Annotated in this window: 15 protein-coding genes; 7 read left to right on the top strand and 8 right to left on the bottom strand. The window is 69.0% G+C overall.

The genetic code is table 11. The features are described 5' to 3' along the window. Window positions 1-17: 17 nt before the first annotated feature. Genes FHW58_RS19955 through FHW58_RS19945 form a run of 3 tightly spaced genes read right to left on the bottom strand, consistent with a single transcriptional unit; the run spans window position 18 to window position 2858 of the window. Window positions 18-374 carry a cytochrome c family protein gene (locus FHW58_RS19955; protein WP_179674918.1) on the bottom strand — a complete coding sequence of 119 codons (357 nt, stop codon included), beginning with the start codon at window positions 372-374 and terminating at the stop codon, window positions 18-20. Then, window positions 367-2133, bottom strand: coding sequence for a GMC family oxidoreductase (locus FHW58_RS19950; protein ID WP_179674917.1), 1767 nt, complete (start codon window positions 2131-2133; stop codon window positions 367-369). The genes FHW58_RS19955 and FHW58_RS19950 overlap by 8 nt, the downstream gene beginning before the upstream one ends. Window positions 2134-2144: 11 nt before the next feature. Then, window positions 2145-2858, bottom strand: coding sequence for a gluconate 2-dehydrogenase subunit 3 family protein (locus tag FHW58_RS19945; protein WP_179674916.1), 714 nt, complete (start codon window positions 2856-2858; stop codon window positions 2145-2147). A 196-nt stretch (window positions 2859-3054) separates the two neighbouring features. Between FHW58_RS19945 and FHW58_RS27820 the strand changes: the two genes are divergently transcribed. The 3 genes from FHW58_RS27820 (at window position 3055) to FHW58_RS19930 (ending at window position 6711) form a co-directional block, all read left to right on the top strand. Next, window positions 3055-4644 carry a methyl-accepting chemotaxis protein gene (locus FHW58_RS27820; RefSeq protein ID WP_179674915.1) on the top strand — a complete coding sequence of 530 codons (1590 nt, stop codon included), beginning with the start codon at window positions 3055-3057 and terminating at the stop codon, window positions 4642-4644. 107 nt (window positions 4645-4751) lie between these two features. Beyond that, window positions 4752-5759, top strand: coding sequence for a YeiH family protein (locus FHW58_RS19935; protein WP_229265409.1), 1008 nt, complete (start codon window positions 4752-4754; stop codon window positions 5757-5759). 10 nt (window positions 5760-5769) lie between these two features. After that, a complete protein-coding gene (locus FHW58_RS19930; protein ID WP_179674913.1) occupies window positions 5770-6711 on the top strand; it encodes a LysR substrate-binding domain-containing protein in 942 nt (313 codons plus the stop codon). On the opposite strand, the gene grxC is transcribed toward FHW58_RS19930, so the two are convergent. After that, window positions 6648-6905: a glutaredoxin 3 gene (gene grxC, locus FHW58_RS19925; RefSeq protein WP_179674912.1), complete on the bottom strand. Its 258-nt coding sequence runs from the start codon at window positions 6903-6905 to the stop codon at window positions 6648-6650. The genes FHW58_RS19930 and grxC overlap by 64 nt on opposite strands. Window positions 6906-7034: 129 nt before the next feature. Here grxC and FHW58_RS19920 point away from each other — a divergent pair, with 129 nt between their 5' ends. Then, window positions 7035-7625, top strand: a complete 591-nt coding sequence (locus FHW58_RS19920) for a hypothetical protein (RefSeq protein ID WP_179674911.1) — start codon at window positions 7035-7037, stop codon at window positions 7623-7625. Window positions 7626-7679: 54 nt separating this feature from the next. Here the strand turns inward: FHW58_RS19920 and FHW58_RS19915 are convergent, their stop codons facing one another. After that, window positions 7680-9809 carry a S53 family peptidase gene (locus FHW58_RS19915; protein ID WP_179674910.1) on the bottom strand — a complete coding sequence of 710 codons (2130 nt, stop codon included), beginning with the start codon at window positions 9807-9809 and terminating at the stop codon, window positions 7680-7682. 123 nt (window positions 9810-9932) lie between these two features. Next, window positions 9933-10841 carry a LysR family transcriptional regulator gene (locus FHW58_RS19910; protein WP_229265408.1) on the bottom strand — a complete coding sequence of 303 codons (909 nt, stop codon included), beginning with the start codon at window positions 10839-10841 and terminating at the stop codon, window positions 9933-9935. A gap of 122 nt (window positions 10842-10963) precedes the next feature. Between FHW58_RS19910 and FHW58_RS19905 the strand changes: the two genes are divergently transcribed. Both FHW58_RS19905 and FHW58_RS19900 read left to right on the top strand, forming a co-directional pair. Beyond that, entirely contained in the window at window positions 10964-11644 is a 681-nt protein-coding gene (locus tag FHW58_RS19905) for a type 1 glutamine amidotransferase domain-containing protein (RefSeq protein ID WP_179674909.1), read from the top strand. Further along, window positions 11641-11940, top strand: coding sequence for a putative quinol monooxygenase (locus tag FHW58_RS19900; protein WP_179674908.1), 300 nt, complete (start codon window positions 11641-11643; stop codon window positions 11938-11940). Before FHW58_RS19905 ends, FHW58_RS19900 begins: the two co-directional genes overlap by 4 nt. 99 nt (window positions 11941-12039) lie before the next feature. On the opposite strand, the gene FHW58_RS19895 is transcribed toward FHW58_RS19900, so the two are convergent. Together FHW58_RS19895 and FHW58_RS19890 are read right to left on the bottom strand one after the other, a co-directional pair. Further along, window positions 12040-13098, bottom strand: a complete 1059-nt coding sequence (locus tag FHW58_RS19895; RefSeq protein WP_179674907.1) for a catalase family peroxidase — start codon at window positions 13096-13098, stop codon at window positions 12040-12042. Window positions 13099-13189: 91 nt separating this feature from the next. Next, the gene (locus FHW58_RS19890; protein WP_179674906.1) at window positions 13190-13816 is read right to left on the bottom strand and encodes a response regulator transcription factor; all 627 of its coding nucleotides are present in this window, start codon (window positions 13814-13816) and stop codon (window positions 13190-13192) included. A 135-nt stretch (window positions 13817-13951) separates the two neighbouring features. Between FHW58_RS19890 and FHW58_RS19885 the strand changes: the two genes are divergently transcribed. After that, window positions 13952-16906, top strand: a complete 2955-nt coding sequence (locus tag FHW58_RS19885) for a sensor histidine kinase (RefSeq protein WP_179674905.1) — start codon at window positions 13952-13954, stop codon at window positions 16904-16906. Window positions 16907-16909: the final 3 nt, after the last annotated feature.

Raw genomic sequence — 16909 nt, 5'->3', positions numbered from 1 at the left:
CGGGGCGGAAGGCAGGCTTACCTGGTCGCCGTGGCCAGGTAAGCCACCAGCGCCTTCAGCTCCGCCTCGTCCGTCATGCCGGAAAACGGCATCCGGGTGTTGGGCACCACCGCCTGCGGATTGCGCAGGAACTCCGTCAGCGTCTTCTCGTCCCACACAATGCCGCTGCGCTTCATCGGCCCGGAAAAGCGGAAGCCCTCGACCGTGCCGGCCGTGCTGCCCAGTAAGCCATGCAAGGTCGGCCCCACGCCATTCTCGCCCGCCTTCAACGAATGGCAGGCGGCGCACTGCTCAAAAGCCTTCTTGCCCAGGTCCTGGGCGGCGGCGCCGGCGGCGGCCAGGCACAGCAGCCCGGCGATCAGTAAATTACGCATGGATCAGTTTCCCTGGTTGCTTGACATAGACGTTCTTGATGATGTCGGCCGCCATGTAGGCGATGGCCGCCACCGGTCCGGTGGGGTTGTAGGCCGAATTGTGCGGGAACAGCGACGCCCCCATGATGAACAGGTTGTCCACCTGCCACACCTGGCCGTACTTGTTGGTCACCGAATTGCCCGGATGCGTGCCCATGATGGTGCCGCCGGTGTTGTGGGTGCTCTGGTACGGCACGCTGCTCCATGACTGGCGCGCGCTGGCCTTGCTCAGGTGGGTCGGATTCAACGCGGCGGCGATGCGGTTGATGACGTCCGCCGAATGCGCCGAAATCTTGCGCTCGTTGTCCTGGTAGTCGAAAGTCATGCGCATCAACGGCGCGCCGAAGCGGTTGCGGTAGGTCGGGTCGAGGTCCAGGTGGTTGCCGCGGAACGGCATCACGGTGCCGGTGGCGGTGATGTTCATGCTGCGGTCGTACCACTTGGCGGTTTCCTGCTTCCAGGCGCTGCCCCAGGCCGGCGTGCCGGCCGGCGTTGGATGCCACTGGATCGGCCGGCCGCCGTACATGGCGGTGCCCACCGTGGAGCCGCCGACGAAACCGTAAGGCGCGCGGTCGAAGTCCCAGTTGCCGTGGAAGTCGTCCATGATGGCGCCGATGCCGGCGGTGGCCATGTAGGGGTGGAAGTACTTGTCCTCGAAGAACAGCATGGCCGCGCTGCCGGTCTGGTAGCAGTAGTTCTTGCCCAGCAGGCCCTTGCCCGACACCGGATCGTAAATCTCGCCGATGCCCGACAACATCATCAGGTGCACATTGTTGAGGCCGAACGCGCACAGCACCACCAGCCTGGCCGGCTGGAAGCATTCCTCGCCGGTGACGGTGTTGGTGTAGGTGACGCCGGTGGCCTTCTTGCCGGCGGCGTCGCGCTCGACCTTGGTGACCCACGCGTAGGTGCGCAACTCGAAGGTCTTCTGGCGCAGCGCCGCCGGGATCACCGTCATCTGCGCGCCGCCCTTGGCGTTGGCCTCGCAGCCGAAGCGTTCGCAATGGCCGCAGTACTGGCACTCGCCGAACTTGACGCCGTCCGGATTGGTGTACGGCACCGAGGCGTTGGCGGTGGGGCGCGGGAACGGGTGGTAGCCCATCTTGCCGGCGGCCTCGGCGAACAGCTCGCCGGCGTAGCCGTACACCAGCGGCGGCATCGGATACTCGTTGCGGCGCGGCGCCTCGAACACGTTGCCGCCGGCGATCTTGCGGCCCTGCACGTTGCCGGCCTTGGCCGAGATGCCGGCCACCTTCTCGAACTTGTCGTAGTACGGCTCCAGCTCCTGGTAGGTGATGCCCCAGTCCTGGATGGTCATGTCGGCCGGGATGTAGCGCTTGCCGTACTTGGCCTCGTAGCGGCTGCGGATCTGGAAGTCGTTGTCGTTCCAGCGCCAGGTGTGGCCGTTCCAGTGGGTGCTGGCGCCGCCGACGCCGGTGCCCATCAGGTAGGAGCCGAGGCGGCGGTACGGCAGCGCCGTCTCGCTGTCCTTGTTGCGCACGGTTTCGGTGTTGTCGGTGGTGTTGACCATCATCGACATGCGTTGGCCCACCGCCAGCTCGTCGCGCATGCGCGGCACGCTGAAATCGTCGGCCGTGTGTGGGCCGCCGCGCTCCAGGCACACCACGGTCATGCCGGCCTCGGAGAATTCCTTGCCGAGGATGCCGCCGGTCCAGCCGCCGCCCACCAGCACCACGTCCACTTCCTTGAATGTCTTCATGCGGCTTCCTTTTAGCTGAGATCGGCGATGCCGGCCGGTTCCGGCCGGTAGGGCTTGTTGGCGTACTTGACGATGTTGAGCTTGTTGGCGGTGTTGACGCCGGGGTAGCCGACCAGCTTCCAGCCCTGCTTGCCCTGGTTGCCGCCATAGATCGGGTCGGCAAACATGGCCTCGTAAAACATCTGCAGCAGTTGGGCGAAATAGGTGGCCGACGGCACGCCGTTGGGCAGCGCCACCTGGCCCGACTGCAGGCCCTTGAGCAGCGCCTCGCGCTCGGCCGGCGACAGGCGGTCGAACGGCTTGCCATGGGTGGCGCGGCAATAGTCGGCCAGGCCCTCGGTGCCGGCGCGGAACAGCTGGGCCGGCGTCATGCCGAGCTGGTAGCCCTGGTTGGCGCTGCCCTGCTTGAACGGCCCTTGCAGGTAGAGCCGGTCGCCCTGGCCCCAGTTACCGCCCAGCGCGCGGTCGTAGAACACCGCCAGGCCCAGCGTGACGCCGTCCGGCGTCAGGCCGTCGGCCGGGCACATGTGGTTGACCAGCGCCTCGACAAACACCTGCTCGTCGGGCCGCAGCCACAGGTAGCCGGGCGGGGCGTCGGGCGCGGGGGCAGCCGCGGGCGCGGCGCTGGCGGCCAGTGGCAGGCTGGCGGCGCTGGCGCCAACGGCGCCGGCCAGGGAGCGCAACAGGAAGTCGCGCCGGGGTTGCTGATCGCGGTTATCGCTCATCACTCGGGCTCCGTGGGATCGTTGGACAGATCGTTGCGATGCTAGCGAGATTATTTCCACATGGAAATCGAAAACAGATTACAAAATGTATCAATGCTGATACAAAATTTTTACTTTCGGTATTGTTTCTGCAAGGCAAAAATAGTGATACCCTTTCTAAGATTGTGGATATGCGTTTATCGCGTCAGGATCTCTCATGAACTTCATGCAAAATGCCAACATTGGCAAGAAAATCACCCTCGTCTTCGGCATCGTGCTGATCATGTCCAGCCTGGCCACCGGCGTCAGCCTGTGGCAGCTCGGCAAGATGCGCGCCGCCACCAAGGAACTGCTGGACCTGTCACTGGCCAAGGAACGCCTGGTCAGCGACTGGTACCGCATCATCTTCGCCGGCGCCCGCCGCACGCTGGCCATCGCCCGCAGCGAGGACAACGGCCTGGTCGCCTTCTTCGCGGCCGACTCCAGCAAGGGCACCACCGAGGCCGGCGAAATCCTCAAGCAGGTCGGCGTGCTGCTGACCTCGGAAAAGGAAACCGCGCTGCTCAAGGGCATCAGCGACGCGCGCGACATCTACAACGTGCACAAGGCCGCCATCACCAAGGCCAAGGCGGCCGGCGACAACGCCACCGCCAGCGCCGTGCTCAACGATAAATTCATCGGCGCCGCCGACGTCTACCAGCAGCGCCTGCGCGAGCTGGTGGCCTTTGAGCGCCAGCAGATCGACCAGAGCGCCGCCGAGATCGAACAGGCCGCCACCATGAGCCTGCGCCTGCAACTGGCGCTGACCGTGCTGCTGGCCCTGGTGGTGGTGGTGTGCGGCGTGGCGCTCAAGCGCAGCATCGTCGGCCCGCTGCACTACGCGATCGGCGTCGCCCGCCGCGTGGCCCAGGGCGACCTGACCGCCGACGTGCGCACCACCTCGCAGGACGAGGCCGGCCAACTGCTGCAGGCACTGGGCGAGATGAACATCGCGCTGCGCAGCCTGATCAGCGACGTCATGCAGAGCGCCGGCACCATCACCAGCGCCGCCGGCGAAATCGCCCAGGGCAATGCCGACCTGTCCGGCCGCACCGAGTCGCAGGCCGCCAGCCTGGAGGAAACCGCCAGCGCCATGGAAGAGCTGACCTCGACCGTGGAGCACAACGCCGGCAACGCCGGCCAGGCCAACCAGTTGGCCCTGGGCGCCAGCGCGCTGGCCAGCAAGGGCGGCGCCGTGGTCGGCGAGGCGGTGGCGACGATGGCCGAGATCAAGCAGGGCTCGCAGCGCATCTCGGAAATCACCGCCATCATCGACGGCATCGCCTTCCAGACCAACATCCTGGCGCTGAACGCGGCGGTGGAAGCGGCGCGCGCCGGCGAACAGGGGCGCGGCTTCGCGGTGGTAGCGTCGGAGGTGCGCAACCTGGCCCAGCGCTCGGCGGCGGCGGCCAAGGAAATCAGCGTGCTGATCAGCACCTCGGTGGAGCAGGTCAACGCCGGCAGCAAGCTGGTGGACGACGCCGGCGCCACCATGACCGACATCGTCGGCGCCATCAAGGAAGTGGCGCAGATCATGACCGAGATCACCGCCGCCACGCGCGAGCAGAGCGCCGGCCTGCACAACATCAACCAGGCCATCGCCGAAATGGACAACGCCACCCGCCTGAACGCCGCCATGGTAGAGGAAGCCTCGGCCGCCGCCATGAGCATGCAGGACGAGGCCACCCGCCTGAACCAGGCCATCAGCGTGTTCCGCACCGACGAGCCGGCGCGCGTGGCCGGCAAGCGCCAGCTGGCGCTGCGCTAGGAATCTTTCAGAAAAATCGAACGATTCATTAAAAACATATCGATGGACTGCATACCATAGAAGATTTCATACTAACCTTATTCGGAAACGTCATAAGGAGTATGACCATGGTACGCAACATTCTTCCCGGCCTGCTGCTGTGCGCGGCCGTCACCGCCGCCGCCACCGGCCTGGAGCGCATCGAGGCGGCCCTCTTCGGCCGCGCCTGGCTCGAAAGCCTGGTACTGGCCATCCTGCTCGGCACCGGCGTGCGCACGCTGCTGCGCCTGCATCCGCGCTGGGACGCCGGCATTCACTTCAGCGCCAAGACGCTGCTGGAGGTGGCGGTGCTGCTGCTGGGCGCTTCGGTCAGCGCCGCCGCGCTGCTGGCCGACGGCTGGCTGCTGCTGGTCGGCATCGCCGCCGTGGTGCTGCTGGCCATCGGCGCCAGTTACACCATCGGCCGTCTGAGCGGCCTGCCGGCCAAGCTGGCGATCCTGATCGCCTGCGGCAACTCGATCTGCGGCAACTCGGCCATCGCCGCCGTGGCGCCGGTGATCGACGCCGACGGCCAGGACGTGGCCGCCTCGATCTCCTTCACCGCCGTGCTGGGCGTGATCGTGGTGCTGACGCTGCCGCTGGCAATGCCGCTGCTGTCGCTGTCAGTCACGCAATACGGCGTGTTCGCCGGGCTGACCGTGTACGCCGTGCCGCAGGTGCTGGCCGCCACCAGCGCGGTGTCGCTGACCAGCGCCCACGTCGGCACGCTGGTCAAGCTGGTGCGGGTGCTGATGCTGGGCCCGGTGGTGCTGCTGCTGTCGCTGTTCGGCCCGCGCCAGGACGGGGACGCGCCGCGCCAGCGGCCGCGGCTGTCGCACCTGCTGCCGTGGTTCATCGTCGGCTTCCTGGCGCTGATGGCGTTGCGCTCGTTCGACCTGCTGCCGCCCGCGCTGCTGGCGCCGGCGCACGTGGCGTCCAACGCGCTGACCGTGATGTCGATGGCGGCGCTGGGCCTGGGCGTGGATGCCCGCAGCGTGCTGCGCGCCGGCGGCCGGGTTACCATGGTGGTGGTGCTGTCGCTGCTGGTGCTGGGCGCCATCAGCATCGGCCTGATCCACTTGCTGCATATCGCCTGAGAGAACCCGCATGACGCTGGAACAACTGCGCATCTTCATCGCTGTCGCCGAGCGCGAACACCTGACCCAGGCGGCCGCCGCCCTGGCGCTGACGCCATCGGCGGTGAGCGCCGCGCTGCGCGCGCTGGAGGAACGCTACGACACGCCGCTGTTCGACCGGGTCGGCCGGCGCATCGAGCTCAACGACGCTGGCCGGCTATTCCTGACCGAGGCCCGCGCCACGCTGGGCGCGGCCCGCAACGCCGAGCTGGCGCTGGCCGAGCTGGCCGGACTGCAACGCGGCGCGGTGGCGCTGCACGCCAGCCAGACCATCGCCAGCTACTGGCTGCCGCCGCTGCTGCTGGCCTTCCACCGGCAATACCCGCAAATCGAACTCAGCCTCACGATCGGCAACACCAGCAGCGTGGCGCGGGCGGTGCTGGACGGCGCGGCGGATCTGGGACTGGTGGAGGATGGCGTCGACGCGCCGGAACTGCTGGCGGCCACGGTGGCCGAGGACCGCATGGTGGCGGTGGTGGCGCCCGGCCACGCCTGGGCCGACGGCCACGCGCTGGACGCGGACGCGCTGCGCGCGGCCGGCTGGGTGATGCGCGAGCCGGGCTCCGGCACACGCTCGGCGTTCGAGGCGCGCATGGCGGCGCTGGGCATCGCCCCGGCCGAGCTGCGGGTGGCGCTGACGCTGCCGTCCAACGAGGCGCTGCGCAGCGCCGCCATGGCCGGGCCGTACGCGACGGTGGTGTCGGAACTGGTGGTGGCACCGCAGTTGCAGGCCGGTCTGCTGCGCCAGGCCGGACTCGACCTGCCGCCACGGCTGTTCTCGCTGCTGCACCACCGCCAGCGCCAGCCGGGGCGGGCGGCGCGGGCGCTGGCGCAGGCGCTGCAAGGCGCTCAGGCGGCGGACAAGGCCGCGTCGAAGCCGCCCGAGCGGTCCAGCGCCAGCAGATCGTCGTAGCCGCCGATGTGGCGCTCGCCGAAGAAGATCTGCGGCACGGTGCGGCGGCCGCTGCGCGTCATCATCTCCTGCATCGCCTGCGGATCGCTGCCGGCGTCGATTTCGGTCACGGCCACGCCCTTGCCGGCCAGCAGGCGCTTGGCCATGGTGCAATAGCCGCAGACGGGGGTGGTATAGATGGTTACCTGGGTCATGATGTCCTCCTGATTGATGGTGCCAGTATGCGCCGGGCGGTCGCCGCCGGCCATGCCCGCAAGCGGCAGGATTTTGCTTCAGCGTCGCAAAAGGTATGATAGCCACATCGACCACCTGCCGCTCTCGCCATGAACCAAGCCGAACTCGATCTCTTCAACGACAAGCTCGACGCGCATGCCAAGGAAGTCGAGCGCTTCCATGGCGAAGTGGCCAATGTGACGCGGCAGATCGCCAACTGCGACAAGCTGGTGCGGCTGGCCAACGCCGGCCTGAGCCAGATCGACGGCAAGATTGCCGAGGCCGTGCGCGTCAGCGCCGAGGCGCAGCAGATCGCCCATACCGCCGCCGCCGAGGCCAGCGCGGCGGCCACGGTGGCCACGCAGGCGGCGGTGGCCGAGATGGTGACGGCGCTCAACGTCGCCACCGAATCGGCGCGCAAGACCGGGGTGGCGCTGAACCTGCTGCAATTCAAGACCGGCGCCTGGATCGCCGTCTACACGGTGCTGGTGTTGCTGTGCTGCGTGGCGACCGGCTACCTCACCGCCTGGGCGCTGCGCGGCAACGCCCTGACGCCGGAGCAAGCCCGCTACGTCGAGCTGGGCAAGGCCCACGAAGCCCTGCTGGCCAACGCCACCGACAAGGAACTCAAGCAACTCACCACCATCCGCACCCGCAAAACCGGGGTCAGTGCCGACATTCGGACACGAGCACAACCGTAGGCTACGCTACGGTTGTGCTCGTGTCCGAATGTCGGCACTGACCCCGGTTGGGGGTTAGCGGGCGTTGATCGTTACCGGCACCGACAGCGCGGCGCTGGCGCCGTTGCCGTTGGTGGCCACCACTTTCAGCGTGTAGCTGCCGGTCTGCGGCGACGCCCAGTTGGCCACGATTTGCATGCCGCTGACCTGGAAGGTCATGCCCAGCGGCGCGCCAGAGATGCTGACCGTGATCGACTTGCTGCTGTTGTCGGTGATGCTGATGGTGCCGCTCAGCGCGCGCCCGGCCACGCCGCTCATGGCGCTGGCCTTGATCACCGGACCACCGCCGCTGACGCCCGTCGTGGTGCTGGTCGTGCCAGCGGCGATCACCACCGTGTACACGCCCTGCCCGCTCAGGCCGGTCTTGCTGTCCCTGGCGGTGACCGTGACGTTATAGGTGCCGGCCACCGGCGTCGCCCAGCTGACCACGCCTGCGCCGCTGATGGCCATGCCGGCCGGCGCGCCGCCCAGCGTGTAGCTGACGGCGTTGCTGGCCGTGACCGACGCGGTGAAGCTCAGCGCCGTGCCCACCTTGCCGTTGATGGTGGCGGAGGTGACCACCGGCGCGGTCTGCACCGTCAGGCCGGACAGCGTCGACAGCAGCGCGGTGGCGTTGGGCGTGCCGAGCCCGGTGGCCTGGTCGTAGCCGACCTCGCCGCCGCAGGCGCCGCAGCTGCCGTGGCTGCCCTTGGTGATGTCGGCGAAGCTGGCGGCATAGGTGCCCGGCACGGTGGCGATGTTGGTGTACAGCGCGGCGTGCGGCGTCGCCAGCGCGGCCTTGCCGTTGACGGCGCGCAGCGCGTTGGCGACGGCGATCAGGCCGGCCCATTGCGGCGTCGCCAGGCTGGTGCCGCCGACGCTGCTCCATTTGACGGTGGCGCTGCCGGACGGGATCACCGCCACGTACTGGCCGCTGTTCGGATCGGCGTTGAAGGCCACGTCCGCCACAGTGCGGCGCAGGGCCACGCCCATGCCCGGCACGGCCGTGCTCTGGTAGGCCGGCGTGGCCACGTAGGCGCTGACGCCGCCGCCGGTGCCGGACCACACCACTTCCGACCGGGTGCCGCCGCTGTAGCTCAGCGTGGTGCCGCCCACCGCCAGCACCTTCGGCGACACCGACGGCCAGGCCACGCCGGCGCCCGAGTCGCCGGTGGCGGCCAGGTAGGTCATGTTGGCGGCCGAGAAGACGCTGTCGGCGGCGCTGGTGCCGCTGCTCTCGCTGCCGCCAAAGCTCATCGAGACGATGCCCGCACCGAGGTTGTTGGCCAGGCGCACGCCCCCCAGCAGGTTGTCGTACGAGGCGCTGGCCGTTTCGATCAGCACGATGCGCGCCAGCGGCGCGGTGGCGTGGGCCCATTGCACGTCCAGCGCGATCTCGGTGGCCCAGCCGGCGTCATAGGCCGGCGCGCTGGCGGTCATGCCGCCGGCGGCGGTGCTGTACACCACCGACAATTCGCAGGCGGACGACGACGCCGTCGCCAGCGGCAGGCTGGCGTTGGTGGCGATGGTCTTGCTGGCGCACGCCGGCAGCCCGAACTTGGCGTTGAACGCCGACAGTTCGGCCGCCACGTTCGGATTGTGCTGGGCGTCGACGATGTAGATGGTCTGGCCGGCGCCCAGCTGGGCGGCCTGCGCGGCGCTCAGGTTGCTGAAGCTGGACGGCAGCGTCGGCAGGCCATAGGCGGCGCGGATCTGCGCCGGCGTGTAGGTGGCCACCGTGGTGGTGCTGGCCAGCGGCGTGGCCGACGAGCCGTCCGTGTCGCCATCGGCCTGCGCGGTGTCACTGCGCAAGGCCTGCGCCTGGCGCAGCGCTTGCACCGTCAGGCGGCGCGAGTCCAGGCGGCGGAACTGGGCCGGTACGGTCTGCGTGTGGACGGTGGTGGCGGCCTCGCCGGACGCGGTGTCGGCTGGCGTGTCCAGCAGCACCGGCGCCATGTGATAGGCCGGCAGCGCGAACTGCTGGGCGTCGGCCGCCGCCAGCGTGCCGGGATCGAGCTGCAACACCGTGGTGGCGGTGGCCAGCGGCGCGGCACTCTGCGCGACAATGGCGGCGCTATCGGCGCTGCCGCCGCAGGCGCTCAACAGCGCGGCGATACCGGTCAGCGGCAACGCCAGCAGGCGCTTGGTGCGGTGGAAATCTTGCATGGCAACTCTCGCGGAGACGGATGGGAGGAAGGCCAGTCTATGCTAGCAAATTTCCACATGGAAATACATTACGCATCCGTCATTTGTCACAAAAAACCACGTAAATCTGCGTAAAGACGCGGCTCAGGCGCCGTGCGTTTCCTCGCGGGCGGCGTCAAGGAGGAAGTCGCGCAGCAGGCGGGCGCTGGGGCCGATGCGCTGCGAGTGGACCAGGTAGATGTCCAGCGCCGCCGTCTCGGCTTCCGGCAGCACCCGCACCAGCTCGCCCGAGGCCAGCAACGCGGCGGCGTCATACGCCGGCAGGCGGGCGATGCCTTCGCCGGCCAGCACAAACGCCAGCCGCGACGCCGCGCTGTCGGTCACCACGTCGCCGCGCACCGCCACCTGCGTCTCCCGCCCGTCCAGGCGCAGCGTCAGCCCGCGCTGGCTGGGCGGATAGACCACCCAGCGATGCTGCTCCAACTCGGCCGCGTTGAGCGGCGCGCGGTAGCGGCGCAGATAGGCCGGCGACGCGCACAGCATGGTCGGCTCGCGCACCAGCCGCCGCGCCACCAGCGACGAATCGGCCAGCGGCCCGGCCCGCACCGCCAGCTCGATGCCCTGCTGCACCAGGTCGACATTGGCGTCGTTCATCGACACGTGCAGCCGGATCGCCGGATAGCGGCGCCGGAATGCCAGCAGCGCCGGCAGGATGCGCTTGCTGCCGAAGTGGTGCGAGCAGGTGATGCGCACCTCGCCGCGCGGTTCGGCGCGCAGCAATTCCATGCCGCGGATGCCGTCGTTGGCCTCGTCCAGCAGGCGCTCGCAATGCACGCGGAAGGCTTCGCCGGCCGGCGTCAGGCTGAAGCTGCGCGTGCTGCGCTGGGCCAGCGGTACGCCCAGCTTGCCCTCCAGCGCGCGGATGTGGTGGCTGACCACGGCGCGGGTCAGGCCCAGCGCCCGCGCGCCGGCGGCAAAACTGCCGCTGCGCACCACCGTGGCGAACACCGCCATGGCGCGCAGCTCGTCGAGGATGGGGGAGGGCTCGCTCATGATTGTATTAATTTATTTGACATTGCGTCATGCTAGCAGCATCTACCCCCGCCGGCTACAGGCGCCTATAGTGATTTCAACCGCGACGTTGCGCGGATTCTTAACCCACCAAGGAGCTTGCCATGAATACCAAACACGTACTGTTTATTTTGACAAACGCCGCCGAGATCGGCCCGCACCAGCGCGCCACCGGCTATTTCTTCCCCGAAGTCGCCCACCCGTACGAGGTGTTCGACCACGCCGGCGTGGCGGTGGAGTACGCCTCGCTGCTGGGCGGCGCGATTCCGGAAGACGGCTACGACGCCGCCGACCCGGCCCAGCTGGCGTTCCGCAACAGCGCCGCCATCCGCCGCCTGAACCACAGCCGCAAGCTGAGCGAGGTGGACGTGCGCGACTACGACGCCATCTTCTTCCCCGGCGGCCTCGGCCCGATGGTGGACATCGCCCGCAACCCCGAGATCCAGGCTGCCGTGCTGCGGGCCTGGAACGCCGGCAAGATCGTCGCCGCCGTCTGCCACGGCCCGGCCGCCCTGCTCGGCGTCAAGCTGGAGGACGGCACGCCGCTGGTCTACGGCCGCAAGCTGACCTCGTTCTCGGACGAGGAGGAAGCCGGTTACGCGCAGGCCGACGTGCCGTTCAACCTGGAGGCCGCGCTGCGCGCCGAGGGCGCCGACTACGCCGCCGCTGCGGTGTGGCAGGAAAACGTGGTGGTCGATGGCCGCCTGATGACCGGCCAGAACCCGGCCTCGGGCGGCGCGCTGGCGAAGGAAATCGTCAAGGCACTGCAAGGGGCAGCGCAATGAGCGCCGGCGTGATCACCGTGGTGGCGCGCTGGCAGCCGGTGGACGGCAAGCTCGGCGATGTACTGGCGCTGCTGGCGCAGGTGCGGCCGCAGACGCTGGCGGAACCGGGCTGCCTTGGCTACGAGGTCTACCGGGGTGTGGACTCGCCGCACAGCTTGCTGCTGCTGGAGCACTATCGCGACGCGGCGGCACTGGAGGCGCACCGGCAGTCGGCGCATTACCAGTCGCTGGTGGTGACGCGCGCGCTGCCGCTGCTGGCGGCGCGCGAAGTGCAGTTGCTGGAGGCGCGGGCCTGACCGGCCGCGACCCCGCACGGCCAGGCGGGGTCGGACCCCATGCGGGGTCCGACCCCTAAGTGGTGAGGCGGGTGTATCGCTGAAGGTTGCGGGGTGGCCTCAGCCTTCGCTCTGGCGGCGCGAGTACGAGTAGGCGTAGGACGGCGAACGGAACAGCAGGATCGGATCCTCGGTCGGCAAGATGCCGTCGGCCATCACCAGCGGGTCGAAGTTGATGCGGTTGCTGGCCGCCGTTTCCGCTGGCGCGATCGAGGTCAGCGTCAGCGTGCCGACGTTGATTTCCTTGCGCTCCTTCGGCCACAGGATGGTGGGGTCGGTTTCCGAATCGCCCGGCTCACCGATCGACACCAGCATGTCCCACTTGATCGGCCCCTTCTTGATGCGCTCGCTCAGCGCCGCGTACAGGAAGTCGGTCGGCGCCGTCGCCATCTCGGCGTCGCTCAGGCTCTTTTCGCCGTCGTGCGGCACGAAGCGCCAGCGCACCAGCGTCACCTGGTTGGCCTGGTTGACGAACTTGAAGGTGTGGATGCCGTAGAACGCACTATGGGCATAGCTGGGTGGCGGATTGTGCTCGGTCAGGAACAGGGTCTGCGCGGCCGCGTCCGGATGGGTGTCGTTGAAATGCTTGACCACCGACGGCACCGGCTTGCCGGTGGCCGGATCGGGCTTGACGGCGGCGAACTTGGCGATGAAGGTGGCCGGCATGCGGGCGAAGAACATCGGCGTGTTCAGCATGGTGATGTGGTGCATGCTGCCGTCCGGCAGGCGGAACTCCAGGCCGAGGCCGCGCGTGCTTTTTTCCTTGTCCTCCACCACCGGGTTGCCGCCGGCGATGGAGAAGCGCGCCACTACGGCGATCGGCTTGCCCGAGAACAGCAGCGAGCGCGAAAACGGCGCCGCCACCTTGGGGTTGCCGATGAACGTGCCCTGCGCGCCGATGCCCTTGGTGTGGTTGCGGCGCAGCCCGCGGTGCTTGCCATAGGTGCCTTCCAGCGTGTCGATGGCTTTTTCGGCCGACGCGTCCTGGTCGGCGGTCGGCGCGGCCGGGCTGGCCAGCGCGGCGCCGGCGCCCGAGACGGCCAGCGTGCCGGCCACGGACAGGCGCGCGGCCTGCAGCAAGGTAGTGCGGCGGTGAAGGTTTTCCGGTTGCTCTGACATCATTTTCTCCTGGTGAGTGAGTGCAGACCTCACTATAGAAACCCAGGGATGACGACTGAATGACGCCGGGATTACAAAAAAATGACAGCGCTTACAGCTCGATAAAACCACGCTTGGTGGCCAGCGCCACCGCGTGCGCGCGGTCGGCCGCGCCCAGCTTCATCAGCAGCGTGCTCATGTGTGCCTTGACGGTGGCCTCGCTGATCACCAGCGACGAGGCGATCTCGCGGTTGGACTTGCCGGCCGACGCCAGCCGCAGCACGGCCAGCTCGCGCGACGATGGCGTGTTGCCAGTGTACTGCGCGGCGATCTCCTGGCGCACCGTGCTGGGCAGCACATGCCAGCCCTCGTGCACCTCGCGCACGGTGGCGGCCAACTCGGCGCCGTGGACATTCTTCATCAGGTAGGTGCGGGCGCCGGCCTTGAGCGCGGCGGCGATGCGGGCGTCGCCGCAATACGTGGACAGCACGATCAGGCGCGCGTCGGGATCATGGGCGCGGATGGCGCGGATCGCCTCCAGCCCGTCCATGACCGGCATCTGCAGGTCGATCAAGGCGACGTCGGGCCGCAGCCGCTGGTACAGTGCCAGCGCCTGCTCGCCGTCGGCGGCGCTGCCGACGATGTCGAAGGCGCCGTGGGCCAGCAGCGTGTTGGCGATGCCGTCGCGCATCATCGGGTGGTCGTCCGCGATCATCACGCGGACCAGTGACAAATCCATATCTACTTACGGTTTTTTCATCGGCATGACCATTTTATCGCAAAATTTTTATCGAAAAACTCCTCCTAAGAGTAGGGAAAAATGAATAAAAAAAGGTAGCATCGATAATTCCGCGATTTTTTCATCCACAACGCAATGCTCCGTTCCCTGTTTGCCGCCATCCTCTGGCTGGCCGCGTGCGCCCACGCGGCCGAGCCGCCGCCACGCCCCTACTGGCAAAGCTCCCTGCTGCACAAGGCTTGGACCCGCGAGAGCGGCGCCCCCACTGCCGTCTACGGCATGACCCAGGACGCGCGCGGCATGCTGTGGTTTGCCGCCACCGACGGCCTGTACCGCTTTGACGGCGTGCGCTTCGAGCGGCTGACGGCGATCGACAGCAACCCGCTGCGCTCGCTCAACACCAACGCCGTGCTGGCGGTCGGCAACGCGCTGTGGGTGGGCTACAACTTCGGCGGCATCAGCGTGTTCGACCAGGGCACCGCGCGCCACTACGGCGCCGACGACGGCGCCTCGATCCGCACCGTCTACCACATCGCCCGCACCCGCGACGGCAGCATCTGGATGTCAACCAGCGAGGGCCTGTACCGCCTCGACGGCCAGCGCTGGCGCCACATCGGCGCGGCCGACGGTCTGCCGCCGGGCAATGTCCACTATTTCACCGACCTGCCCGACGGCAGCCTGCTGGTCGACAATCCGGACGGCCTGTACCGCAGCACCGTGGACGGCGCCCGCTTCCGCAAGGTGGCTGGCGGCCGCCACATGGAGGCGCACCAATTGCTGCCCAACGGCGACGCCCTGCTGGTCGACCGCCAGCGCGCGTTCTATCGCTATTCGTCGCGCGGCGACACCGTCACGCCGCTGCCGCTGCCGACCCGCGACCCGGGCGCCGATCCCTTCCTCGACGCGCGCGGCGCGCTGTGGATCAATACCGACGCCGGCCTGGCGCTGGCCGCGCCGGACGGCCGGCTCAGCTACCCGTTCACCGGCCTCAACAGCCTGAGCGGCAAGCAGGTCTACCACGCCATGGACGACCGCGAGGGCAACCTCTGGCTGACCACCGAAAACGGCGTCGACCGCATCCGCGAATCGCGCCTGACCACCATCCCGCTGCCGCCCAACATGCTGCGCCAGCTGAGCGTGCAGACCGGTGGCGACGGCACCGTCTGGATCGGCAACCACCGCACCAACGGCGACTACCTGGTGGCCACCTTCGGCCTGCGGCCCGACGGCAGCAAGCTGGCGGTCCCGGCCAGCAACATCACCGCCACCCTGCGCGCTCCGGACGGCAGCGTCTGGCTAGCCAACAACGCCGCGCTGTGGCGCGGCGAAAACGGCCGCTGGAAGGAATGGCCGCTGCCGCCCGGCCTGCGCGGCAACGACGTGCAGGCGCTGGCGATGGACGGCCACGGACGGATGTGGGTGTCGGTGGTGCACAACGGCGCCCACCTGTTCCAGGACGGCCACTGGCAGGCCGGCGGCGGCAACCCGGCGCTGGCGCGGCGCACGCCGGTGTCGCTGTACAACGAGGCGCCCGGCCGCGCCTGGTTCGGCTATCCGGCCAACCGGCTGGCGCTGTTCGACGGCCAGTCCGTGCGCGAGTACGGGCCGGCCGATGGCCTGGCGGTCGGCAACGTGGCCGCCATCGCCAGCCACCAGGGCCGGCTGTGGGTGGCCGGCGACCAGGGCGTGGCGGTGATGGAGGGCGGGCGCTTCACCGCCGCGCTGGACGCCCAGGGGCAGCCGCTGGGCGCCGCCGCCGCGCTGGTGTTCACCCGCGGCGGCGAACTGTGGCTGCACGGCGCCGACGGCCTGACCCGCATCACCGGCGCCGCCCTGGCGGCCGGCATGGCCAGCCACCGCTACGCGCTGGACCGCTTCAACTATCTGGACGGCCACGAGGGCAAGCCGTCGCAGGTGCGGCCGCTGTCGGCGCTGAGCGAGGCGCCGGACGGGCGGCTGTGGTACGCCACTTCCACCAGCGTCGGCTGGGTCGATCCGGCCCACATCCTGCGCAACACCCAGGCGCCGAGCGCGCAGGTGACGGCGCTGCGCACCGACCAGCGCCGCTACGACGCCCTGCCCGGCCTGGTGCTGCCGCAGCGCACCAGCAACCTGGAGCTGGAGTTCAGCGCCGCCGTGCTGGGCATTCCCGAGCGGGTGCGCTTCCGCTACCGCCTGCTGGGGCAGGAGCAGGAATGGCGCGACGCCAGCGCCCGCCGCTCGGCCATCTACACCAACCTGGGGCCGGGCAACTACCGCTTCGAGGTGCTGGCCGCCAACGAGGACGGCGTGTGGAGCGCGGCGCCGGCCAGCTTCGCCTTCCGCATCGAGCCGGCCTTCGTGCAGACGCCGTGGTTCAAGCTGCTGTGCGGGCTGCTGCTGTTGCTGCTGGCCGGGCTGCTGTACTGGTGGCGCATCGCGCTGGTGACCGCGCGCCTGACCGACCGCCTGCGCGAGCGGCTGCGCGAGCGCGAGCGCATCGCCCGCACGCTGCACGACCACTTCCTGCAAACCGTGCAGGCGCTGATGATGCAGTTCGACCTGATCCGCCACGAGCTGCCGGCCGCCGATCCGCTGCGCGACAAGATCCGCCGCGCCCTCGACCACGCCGACACCGCGCTGGCCGAGGGCCGCGAGCAGGTGCTGGCGCTGCGCCTGAACCACGAGCTGGGCGGCGACCTGGAAACCGCGCTGACCGCCATCGGCCACATCTTTGCGCCGCGCTACCACACGCGCTTCACGCTGGCGGTCAACGGCACGCCGCAGCCGCTGCTGGGCGCCGCCGCCGCCGAGGCCTACGCCATCGGCCGCGAAGCGATGCTGAACGCCTTCCGCCACGCCCGCAGCGAACAGGTGACGGTGGAGCTGGACTACGCCGCGCGCCAGTTCACGCTGCAGGTCAGCGACCATGGCTGCGGCATGAGCGCCGAGGTCTACGCGCGCGGCCACCGTCCCGGCCACTTCGGCCTGACCGGCATGCGCGAGCGCGCGGCCGAAGCCGGCGGCACGCTGGACATCCGCAGCGAGATGGGGCGCGGCACCACCATCACGCTGCGGCTGCCAGCGCGCCGCGCCTACGCCGAGGCCTGACGA

Origin of the sequence: Duganella sp. 1224 (genome assembly GCF_013408245.1) — a bacterium.
Lineage (GTDB): Bacteria > Pseudomonadota > Gammaproteobacteria > Burkholderiales > Burkholderiaceae_D > Rugamonas.
The sequence above is the reverse complement of the archived record's forward strand: the minus strand, read 5'-3'. Positions and strand labels throughout refer to the sequence as shown.

Bases quoted from the DNA above. Each gene is read 5' to 3' on its own strand.
- FHW58_RS19955 (WP_179674918.1), bottom strand. From the start codon at position 374: ATGCGTAATTTACTGATCGCCGGGCTGCTGTGCCTGGCCGCCGCCGGC.
- FHW58_RS19950 (WP_179674917.1), bottom strand. From the start codon at position 2,133: ATGAAGACATTCAAGGAAGTGGACGTGGTGCTGGTGGGCGGCGGCTGG.
- FHW58_RS19945 (WP_179674916.1), bottom strand. From the start codon at position 2,858: ATGAGCGATAACCGCGATCAGCAACCCCGGCGCGACTTCCTGTTGCGC.
- FHW58_RS27820 (WP_179674915.1), top strand. From the start codon at position 3,055: ATGAACTTCATGCAAAATGCCAACATTGGCAAGAAAATCACCCTCGTC.
- FHW58_RS19935 (WP_229265409.1), top strand. From the start codon at position 4,752: ATGGTACGCAACATTCTTCCCGGCCTGCTGCTGTGCGCGGCCGTCACC.
- FHW58_RS19930 (WP_179674913.1), top strand. From the start codon at position 5,770: ATGACGCTGGAACAACTGCGCATCTTCATCGCTGTCGCCGAGCGCGAA.
- grxC (WP_179674912.1), bottom strand. From the start codon at position 6,905: ATGACCCAGGTAACCATCTATACCACCCCCGTCTGCGGCTATTGCACC.
- FHW58_RS19920 (WP_179674911.1), top strand. From the start codon at position 7,035: ATGAACCAAGCCGAACTCGATCTCTTCAACGACAAGCTCGACGCGCAT.
- FHW58_RS19915 (WP_179674910.1), bottom strand. From the start codon at position 9,809: ATGCAAGATTTCCACCGCACCAAGCGCCTGCTGGCGTTGCCGCTGACC.
- FHW58_RS19910 (WP_229265408.1), bottom strand. From the start codon at position 10,841: ATGAGCGAGCCCTCCCCCATCCTCGACGAGCTGCGCGCCATGGCGGTG.
- FHW58_RS19905 (WP_179674909.1), top strand. From the start codon at position 10,964: ATGAATACCAAACACGTACTGTTTATTTTGACAAACGCCGCCGAGATC.
- FHW58_RS19900 (WP_179674908.1), top strand. From the start codon at position 11,641: ATGAGCGCCGGCGTGATCACCGTGGTGGCGCGCTGGCAGCCGGTGGAC.
- FHW58_RS19895 (WP_179674907.1), bottom strand. From the start codon at position 13,098: ATGTCAGAGCAACCGGAAAACCTTCACCGCCGCACTACCTTGCTGCAG.
- FHW58_RS19890 (WP_179674906.1), bottom strand. From the start codon at position 13,816: ATGGATTTGTCACTGGTCCGCGTGATGATCGCGGACGACCACCCGATG.
- FHW58_RS19885 (WP_179674905.1), top strand. From the start codon at position 13,952: ATGCTCCGTTCCCTGTTTGCCGCCATCCTCTGGCTGGCCGCGTGCGCC.